This is a genomic window from Meiothermus sp. (assembly GCF_025056915.1).
In the GTDB taxonomy this organism is placed as follows: Bacteria; Deinococcota; Deinococci; order Deinococcales; family Thermaceae; genus Meiothermus.
In genome coordinates, this window is the sequence record NZ_JANWVH010000103.1 from 1 (window position 1) to 8627 (window position 8627).

Genomic DNA, 8627 nt, shown 5'->3' on the forward strand with positions numbered 1-8627 from the left:
GGTAGCGCCCATAGCCTTCCACATCGCACACATCGCCATTGTTGAAGCCAGTGGCCGCTGAGAGCGCGGCCAGCGAGGCCACCGTCCGCACCCGCTTCACGCCCTGAGTCTCGGCTTCGCTCAGGCGCACGTGCAGGTTCTCGCTGCGGTTGAGCACAGCCTGGATGGCGTTTTCCAGCGGCTCTATGGCGATGGGCTCGTTGTTCCCCGATATGGGAAAATTGGGGATGTTGGTCGGGAAAGTGTTTTGAGGGTTAAGAGTTTTGGGCATGGTTCCTCCTACGGATAAAGCACGACAGGCGGCGCGCCCCAGACCTGCCCTGGTGGGTTCCAGGTAAGGCCCGCCGGGTTCCAGTTCAACGGCCCTGATGGCACGTATCGCAGCGTTGCCAATCGGGTATGCGCTGGTTTGACCTGATTAATGATTGCAAGGATGCGGTTTTTCTCCTCTACCGAGCCATCGTAGCTACGGGTGCCAGCGTACAGGTATACGTCGAACTCGCTCCAGCGCGTGTTGTCGTAGTTGCGCACCGGCACTATGGCGCTGTTGTAGCCGAGCTGAGAGAGGGCCAGGCCCAGGCCGTACTCGGTGCCCGCCCATTGCCAAAATTCCCAGGCGCCAATAATGCGCTGCCGGAAGGCGTCCAGGCTCTCGGCAGGATAGCGCACGAAATTGCGCTCAGCCCCAAGCAGGTTCAAACCATCCTCCGGGGCCAGCTCGGCATATCTCGCGCGCAAGGCGGTAGCCACATACTCGAGGTGCTCATCGGCAAGCGCTCCATAGGCCTCGATTTCCGGCCCGACCGGGGCATCTTGAAACCAGGGCGGAGCCCGATCCCGTAACCAATCCTCCAGCAGGCGAATCTCGTATAGCGGAATCACAGAACTCCTTTCGCGGATGCCCCGCATTTCAATGCGGGGAGGAAGCGGAAGCCGGGCAAAGCCCGGTGCAGGGTCGTTAACTTGATTTGCGGTTTGATTTTTGGGATACTACTTTCATGCACAGAGCAGAAACCGTCGTGCTCAAGCTGCGCTCCCCCGGCAGGGCCAAGCGGGCCTGGCTCGACCAGACCGCTGAACTGTTTCGCCAGGGAACGCAGTTGGGGCTCGATGCTGCCCTGAGCGCCAAAACCTCGAACAGGGGGAAAATCCATGCCGCCACCTACGCCTCCATCCGTGCCCTGGGCCTGCCCTCCGACTACTGCCGCATGGCGGTCAACCAGGCCGTACAGCTCGCCAGGAGCCATTTCGGGTTGCGCAAGAGCAAGCAGCAGGCGGGGAAGCCTACGGCGGTGCGCAGCCAAGGCATCGGGCTGGGGACCAACGCCTACCAGGTGGTGGGAACCGCCCTTCGGCTTTCGACCGGGGTGCGGGGTGACTACATCTGGCTCCCCCTTTGCGTCCCGCAACATTGGCGGGACAAGTTGCAGTACGTCAAAGGCGATGCTCGGCTGTTCAAGCGGGGCGAAGACTGGTTCGTGATGCTGCCCCTCAAGATGCCCACCGCCCCCACCGTCCGTGACGGCGACGGTGAACCCACCGTCATCGGGGTGGACCTGGGCATTGTTCGGTTGGCCGCAGCCAAGCATCCCAAAGGCGTGTTCGTAGTCAACGGCAAGCCCATCCGCCATGAGCGCGAACACCGAGCCTCCCTCCGCCGTCGCTACCAGCGCCACCGCCGCACCGACCGGGTGAAGGCCCAGCGAGGCAAGGAGCAGCGCTGGATGACGGACCTCAACCACAAGGTCAGCCGAGGGCTCGTAGACCTTGCGGCCCAGTACCCCAACCCGGTGCTGGCCTTCGAGAAGCTGGACGGGATACGCGACAGGGTACGGGGCAGCAAGCGTTTCAACCGCATGGTGGCGAGTTGGGCCTTCCGGCAACTGGCCGACTTCGTGCTGTACAAGGCCGAGCGGGCAGGGGTGCGGGTTATCTTCGTTGACCCCCGCAAGACCTCCCGGACCTGCCCCCGTTGTGGGCATGCCACCCGAGCCAACCGAACCACGCAGGCCGACTTCCGATGTGTCGGCTGCGGCTACCGGGGCAACGCCGACGTGGTAGCTAGCCTCAACATCGCTGCCGCTGCACTTGATGTGTTGCGGCATGGGCCGCCTGACACGGCCCGTCTGGGGCAACCCGGACAGGCTGCTCCCGCTGGGGAGCGGCTGGATGGAGTAAAGGTGTGGGCTTCGGCTCATGCAGACTCCAACCTTGAAAGTTCCGCGTAGGAACCCCCGTTCTTCAGAACGGGGAGGATGTCAGGGCTACACCTCAATCCAGGTCAGGTTTGCGTTGAATTGCGCGGCCTGCGCGCTGCTCAGGGTGACATCGGTTGCAGGAGCCGACAACGCCACATCAATCACATTGGGCACGAACAGCGCTTCGATGATGGCCGATCTGTAGATTATCCCGCCAATCGGCACACCCGCTTGCAGAGCCGCCAGGGCTGCCGCGGCCTGCCCCTGCGCCTGGCTCAGGAATCCCGTGCGTACCCGGATGGTGGCGGTAATAGTGACGTTGACGGCCGTGGCTGCATATACCTGCACATCCGCCGTGAGCGGCTTTTTCTGCTGGATGATGTTGTTGGCCGCCGCTACCGCCCCGCTGCCCAGGCCCCCCTCACCCCACACGACCACATCGACTGTTCCCTGGCCGCGCGGATTCTGATCCAAAACGCGCACCTTAGTGATGCTGGGGTCAGCCGAGAGCGCCCAGGAGCGGTAAGCGGCGGCGGTGCCGCCATAGCCCAGCTCTGCCCAGCGCAGGCGGCAGCGCTCGCGTAGCTGCGCGTCGGTTTCCTGATCAATCGCAGCCTCGATTACCTGGTCGTTAACGATGGTTACGCCGGGCAGCGGGGTAAACAGGGTTGTGCCGCTACCCAGCGCGAGCCGATAGGCCGTGCCGGGGCTCTCGGCCCTGAACTCCAGCGACAGCGTGCCGCCCGGATTGAGCACACCGCCGGCCACATTGTTAAATCGCAGATTACCCACCCCGGCCCAAAGTTGGTTGGGCTGGATGGTATAGGGGCCAAACCCGCTGCTGCAGGTCAGGGTAAAGCGCTGCCGCTCAAAGGTGGCCTCTTTGCGCAGGAGGCCATAAACGTTGTAGGCATACAGATCCAGGAATGGGCCGGTGGCGCTTTCCAGGTATCCGCCCTGGGTAATGGCCAGGCGCACCGCCTCCAGCTCGGCGATGGCCTCGGCGTACAGCTCGATCAGTGTGCGCTGCTCGGAGCCGGCTATCCAGTCGTTGGGGGCGTAGCCCTTGCTCTGCAAAATACTGATGAGCCGGGCCAGCACCTGGCTTTGCGATCGGGGCTGGAGTAATTGCTCAAGTAGCACGCAGCACCTCCACCGATACGCCGCTGACGGCCAAAACCAGCGCAAACGGGCCCTGGGCCGTCAGGCCGCGAATGCTGACGCGAACTCGATTCAAATCCATCTGCTCGGCCTCCACTTCCACCTCGGCCACCCGCGGGTCCTGCTCCACCGCGGCCTGCACGAAGGTTTCCAGCTCGTACTGGGTCTGGGCATTCCAGGGCGCCTGCACCATCTCGCGCAGGTCAAAGCCGTAGGCCGGGTCGTAAAAGAGCCCCCCGCGTGGGGTCTGTAGCCGCCGCACTAAAGCCCCCAGCAGGTTTTCCAGGCCGCTCTTGCGGCGGCGCTCGATCAGGCTGTAGTCGGTTCCGAGGTCCACCATAGTTATCCCGAAAATGTTTTGCCGGAGCCGCTGATGATCTCTCCGGTGAGGGTAGCCGAGCCTGCGGCCACGCCGGTGATGCGAATCTGGTCGCCCACCCGGGCCACCGCGGGGCCCCCGCCGGCGAGATTGACCACATCTCCATTTACATTGACCTCCGGCGCCACCAGGTTCACCTTTACGGTGGCGTGAATTATCAGCTCCCGCAGGCTGCCCGCGTCGAACAACAACGCCACCGGGCGGGCCGGATCGCCATTTTCGAAGCCCAGCAGCACCCGCGTGCCCACCTGCACCCGCACCTCCACCCCGGGCAGCATGGTGCGCAGGGGCACCCGCGTGAGCAGGGGCAGATCGGGCTTGTCCGGCTGCAGATCGAGCCGCATATCGCCGTGGTCGCGCAGAATCTGGCAGGGGTAGAGGGCCAGGGTGTCCAGGCGGCCATCCCAGATTAGCTGCTGCAGGCGGCGCTTCAGTCGCTCACCGGGCACAAAACACCTCCGTGCGATACTGGCCGATGTGGTGCACCACGCGCTCGACGTTGCCGAACACCACGTCGGCCCCAGCCGCCCGGCCCTCGAGGCGCACGCCGGGCTGCAGGCCGGGCTCCAAAGAGAACCAGAAATGCCCCCGTGCAAAGTCGAACTCGATAGAGGCTAGCCGCTTTGGGTAAGAGGGCCAGGCCTCACGCCCCACCCAGACCCGGCCATCCGGCTGCACCCGCCAGCTGCGCTCCGGCAGCAACAGCAGCACCCGGCGCAACTCCTGCCAGGCGGGATACCCCAGGCGGGTGTAGCGCAGGAAAACCTCGGGGCCGTCGATCTCCCCTGCGGCCTCGCCTGCCTCGGTCAGCAGGTCGCGGATGATGAGGTAGGCCGGTACCCCTTCGTAATACTTTGGGCGCAGCGCCCGATCCAGCCGGCCCGCCCCGCCCACCAGGGATAGGCTCCAGAAGCCCCCTTGCCGGCCCGCAGCCACGCAGGTAGCCGCCAGGCGCTCGCCGGATTCAAACTCCATCTGCAGCGGCTCACCCAGCGGCACCGGCTCGGTGGCCCGCAGCGCGGCAACCCACCGGCCCGTGCGGGGCAGGCTGATCTGCCCATCCGAGATTTTGCTGGACTTGATCGAGAGCAGCGCCATTATCTACCTACCATCCGATTCGCCACAGCAGAACCATCCGCGACCCCTCGCGCCACAGACGATAGCCCCACCATGCTGGGCCTGTTTTCGCCTGCCTTCTGCGCGCTGGGTTTGCCTCCGCCAGCGCCGCCGCTGCCGCTGCCGGCCAGGCTGCCCGGCGCGGGGCCGTCGAGCTTCTCCACTGTGCCACTCCGGCGCTCCTTGGACTGCCACTCCCTCAGCTTGAAGCGCAGAATAAATCCACTTTCCCGGCTGAAGTCCGGGCTTTCCACCTCGACGAGGTAGACATAGCGCACCCCGTGGAGCTGCAGGTTGGGGTGGGCCGCCTGTAGAACCACCGGCTTCTTGTCGCGCCGGTTGCGGTACAGGTTGAGCACCGCTAAAAGCCGCTCGAACTCGGCCTTGGAATCGGCCACCGCCTCCACCTCCACCTCGGCGTCGCGGTAGCGCAGAAAGGTGCGCTCGGCCCCGTTTTCGCCTGCGATGGGGGCGGAATCCTCCTCCAGGCCGCCCCCCCGCACGTTCACGGTGACGTTGGGGATGGCCACCCGGCCCTGCGGGCCCAGCAGGGTCAGGGTCTCCCACACCTCCGGCGCTTCCCAGGGGCTAGGGATTTTAGCCATCCACACCCTCCTCCAGCGCCAGCTCCTCCAGCGCCAGCAGCACCGCCTCTTTGATGGCCGGCTGCAACTCCTGCACCACCTGGCGCGGCTGGCCGCTGCCGATCTGAATCTGCTCGATGTTGATGCTGACCGTGATTGAGCGCTCAGTTCTGGGGCGGGCCTGAGCCGGTGGGGGTGTGAGGCCCGGTTGTGGCAGCTCCACCCGGGGTTGGAGCGACTGCTCCATTCCGGCGACCGCATCCGCCACCTGCGGCATCCCGGCCTCGATGCCCTGGGCCAGGCCCAGCGAGAGCATCAGGCCGTAGCCCGCAAAGACCCGCGAGGGGCTTCTGATCTGAAATAGGCTGCGGAACCAGTTCTTGATGGCCTCGCCGCCCTGGGCGATGCGCTCGGCCACCCCCGAGAGCCCGGCGGAGAGGCCCTGGGCCAGGCCGCCCATGATGTTGCGGCCCCACGCCACGGCCTGCTGGCCCAACAGGGCAAGCGGGGCTGTGATCACCTGCACCACCCCCTGCATGATCTGCTCCACCCCCGCCCGGGCCCGCTCGAAATTACCCGTAAACAGGCCCACCAGCACCTCGAGCAGCCCCCGCACCAGGTTCACTAGGCCGGTGAGGGCGCTGACGATGCTGGCCCCAATGCGGGCGAAGACGTTGATGGTGAGGGTCATAATGAACCCCAGCACGAAGCCAAAGGCATAGCCCAGCGCATCCAGCGCCCCATAGGCCCGCCCTAGAGCGGCTGCGATCACCTCGCCCACCGGGCCGAACTGCAGGGCCAGCCCGGCGATGGCCTGGCGAAAACCATTCCACGCCGCCACTAAGGGCACCAGGGCCAGCCGCACCTGATCGCGGAACTGCTGCACGTGCTGCCAGGCCCAGACAAACGCCGCGCCCAGCGCCAGCAGCCCGGCCAGCAAAGCCCCCACCGGATTGGCCAGCATCGCCGCTGTGAGGGCCCGGAAGGCCCCGGCCAGCCCCAGCACCGCCGCACGGGCCGCCGGAATGGGGCCGCCCAGGGCCCGCAGGCGCAGGATGGCCCGATCCAGCGCCCCGGCCAGGTCAAACGCCCTCAAAGCCAGGGCGCTCATGCCCTCCCGCAGCAGCAGCAGGCCCATCCGAGCCTGGCCCGCCACCATACCTACCCCGGCCAGGGCGGCGATGCCCCCACCAGCGGCCAGCACCACCCCACCCAGCCCCGCCGTGAGGCCCCCCAGCGCGCTGCTTAGCCCCGGCATGGCGTTGATGGCGCTCATCACCTGATCCAGGAAGCCCCGCACGGCCCCCACCACCCGCTGCACGGGGGGCAGGAAAACCTGACCCAGGGTGATGGCGATGGCCTGGAGGTCGTTGCGCAAAAGCTGGAGCTGGTTGGCGGTGGTGGCCGAGCGGCTGGCGAACTCCTGCCCTACGCTGCCCGCGTAGGCCTGGCTGTCCCCCACCAGCTTGTAACCCTGCTCCACCAGCGGCAGCGCCTTGGCCAGCCGGGCGATATCGTCGGCGTATTCCTGGCCGAAGATCAGGCTCAAGACCTTGAGCGGGTCTTTGGAGTTGTTGACGGTGCGCAGGAAGTCCAGGATGGCCCCCTGGGCGTTCTTGCGGATGGCCGCCTCCATGCCCTCGGCGCTGTAGCCGATGGCCTCGAGGCCCGTCTTGAGCTGCTTGCTCCCGGTGGTGGCGTTGGCCAGCTTGTTGATGAGGGCCTGCAAGCCGGTGGCCACCACCTCGGGCTGGGTGCCGGTGGCCAGCATCGCCGCCCCCAGCGCGGCCATCTGCTGGGCGGTGAGGCCCACCAGCTGCCCGGTGCCGCCGATGCGCCGCAGCACCTCCAGAATCTGCGGGGCGGTGGTGGCCATGTTGTTGGAGAGGTGGTTGACCGCGTCGGAGAGCTGCACCACCTGCGGCTGGGTCATGCCGAAAATGTTTCTCAGCTTGGCCAGGGTGTCCCCGGCCTCCTGGGCGGAGATATCGAAGGCCACCGCCACCTTGGCGGCATCCTCGGTAAAGCCGGCCAGCTCCTCCAGGGCAATTCCCGCCTGGCCGGCAGCAGCCGCGATCTGGGTCAGCTCGGCGGCGGAGCGGGGAATCTGGCGCGACAGGGCGATGAGCTGCTTCTGCAGCACCTCGGGGCCCAGCGCAGGGGTGAACTCCACCACCTTTTTCACATCGGCGAAGGCCGACTCGAACTCGATAGCGGCCCGGGTCGCCAGGCCGATCGGGGCGGCGACGGCCAGCGCAGCGGCGGCCAGCGAGGCCCCCATCTGGATGCGGTCGATGGCCGAGCTGGTCTGGACGGCGGCCCGCTCGAGGCCCCCCAGCGTGCGCACGATGTTGTTGGCCGGGCCGGAGATGCGATCGGCCAGGTCCACCAACACCTGCAGGCGCATGAGCTGGTTCAACTAACCCTCCGGTTTATCGGATTTCGAGCTTTCTTCCAGGGTGCGGAGGCGCTCGAGGGCGGCCTCGAGGCTGGCCTGCAGATAGGCCGCGTTGAGTTCGGCCTGGGCCAGCTTCTGGGCCAGGAGCTGTAAAGCGCGCTCCATACTGGGCTCGGGCATCAGGGCCTCCAGTTCTGCGGGATGCGGGCCACGGTGGTCACGGTGTCCCACTGGCCCAGGGGCGTGAGCCGCAATGCGGATTTCCGCGCAAACCACCTGCCTCTATCGGCACGGGTATTCTCCGCCACGCACGGTTGGCCCTCGATCTCCCCCACGTAGATGCCGATGTGCCCCTCGCGGTCGGGGGCGGTGCGGGCGCTGGTGGGAGGCTCGTCAAAGTAGCGGCTGCTGAAAAGCAAATCGCCCGGCTGCAGCAGGCGCAGCAAGGTGGTGCGCTGGGTGGGGTTGGCCGGGTCGTAGTCGGTGGTGCTCACCGCCCAGCCCATCCGCTGCACACCTAGCTCCACATCGTGCGCCCAGCGGGATTTATCCGGATCGGCTTTGGTGTCGTCCAGGATGCGGCTGTAAAGCCGCCAGCGGTTGGTGTCCAGCGCGCGCGCCACCGCCTCGAAGGCGAAGGCCACGCACCAGCCAGCGGCGGTGGGGAAGCCCGGCAACTCGCGGCGCACGGCCTGGACAGCAGTTTCGGCAATCTTGCTCATGGCGGTCTCCAAAAGAAAAAGCCAGTCCCGAAGGACTGGCTAGGTTGAGTCTAGTTTAGCAGTTCATGG

The 8627-nt window shown here is 66.2% G+C and carries 10 protein-coding genes and 1 pseudogene; 1 reads left to right on the forward strand and 10 read right to left on the reverse strand.

What is annotated here, in order from left to right; all coding sequences use genetic code 11:
• Window positions 1–271: pseudogene (locus tag NZN28_RS13055) on the reverse strand (hypothetical protein); the annotation flags it as partial.
• 8 nt (window positions 272–279) lie between these two features.
• Window positions 280–882: a phage tail protein gene (locus tag NZN28_RS13060; protein ID WP_295398827.1), complete on the reverse strand. Its 603-nt coding sequence runs from the start codon at window positions 880–882 to the stop codon at window positions 280–282.
• A gap of 116 nt (window positions 883–998) precedes the next feature.
• Between NZN28_RS13060 and NZN28_RS13065 the strand changes: the two genes are divergently transcribed.
• Window positions 999–2228, forward strand: a complete 1230-nt coding sequence (locus NZN28_RS13065; protein WP_295398829.1) for a transposase — start codon at window positions 999–1001, stop codon at window positions 2226–2228.
• A 36-nt stretch (window positions 2229–2264) separates the two neighbouring features.
• Here NZN28_RS13065 and NZN28_RS13070 read toward each other — a convergent pair whose 3' ends face one another.
• Genes NZN28_RS13070 through NZN28_RS13105 form a run of 8 tightly spaced genes read right to left on the reverse strand, consistent with a single transcriptional unit; the run spans window position 2265 to window position 8558 of the window.
• Window positions 2265–3341, reverse strand: a complete 1077-nt coding sequence (locus NZN28_RS13070) for a baseplate J/gp47 family protein (RefSeq protein WP_295398831.1) — start codon at window positions 3339–3341, stop codon at window positions 2265–2267.
• Window positions 3331–3699: a GPW/gp25 family protein gene (locus NZN28_RS13075; RefSeq protein ID WP_027878159.1), complete on the reverse strand. Its 369-nt coding sequence runs from the start codon at window positions 3697–3699 to the stop codon at window positions 3331–3333. The genes NZN28_RS13070 and NZN28_RS13075 overlap by 11 nt, the downstream gene beginning before the upstream one ends.
• Before the next feature lie 2 nt (window positions 3700–3701).
• Entirely contained in the window at window positions 3702–4187 is a 486-nt protein-coding gene (locus NZN28_RS13080) for a hypothetical protein (protein WP_051529430.1), read from the reverse strand.
• Window positions 4177–4836, reverse strand: coding sequence for a hypothetical protein (locus NZN28_RS13085; protein WP_295398836.1), 660 nt, complete (start codon window positions 4834–4836; stop codon window positions 4177–4179). The genes NZN28_RS13080 and NZN28_RS13085 overlap by 11 nt, the downstream gene beginning before the upstream one ends.
• Entirely contained in the window at window positions 4836–5459 is a 624-nt protein-coding gene (locus NZN28_RS13090) for a hypothetical protein (protein WP_295398838.1), read from the reverse strand. The genes NZN28_RS13085 and NZN28_RS13090 overlap by 1 nt, the downstream gene beginning before the upstream one ends.
• On the reverse strand, window positions 5452–7857 hold the full coding sequence (locus NZN28_RS13095) for a phage tail tape measure protein (RefSeq protein WP_295398840.1): 2406 nt from the start codon (window positions 7855–7857) through the stop codon (window positions 5452–5454). Before NZN28_RS13095 ends, NZN28_RS13090 begins: the two co-directional genes overlap by 8 nt.
• On the reverse strand, window positions 7858–8016 hold the full coding sequence (locus NZN28_RS13100; protein ID WP_170148234.1) for a hypothetical protein: 159 nt from the start codon (window positions 8014–8016) through the stop codon (window positions 7858–7860).
• A complete protein-coding gene (locus tag NZN28_RS13105) occupies window positions 8016–8558 on the reverse strand; it encodes a hypothetical protein (protein WP_295398844.1) in 543 nt (180 codons plus the stop codon). The genes NZN28_RS13100 and NZN28_RS13105 overlap by 1 nt, the downstream gene beginning before the upstream one ends.
• Window positions 8559–8627 lie beyond the last annotated feature (69 nt).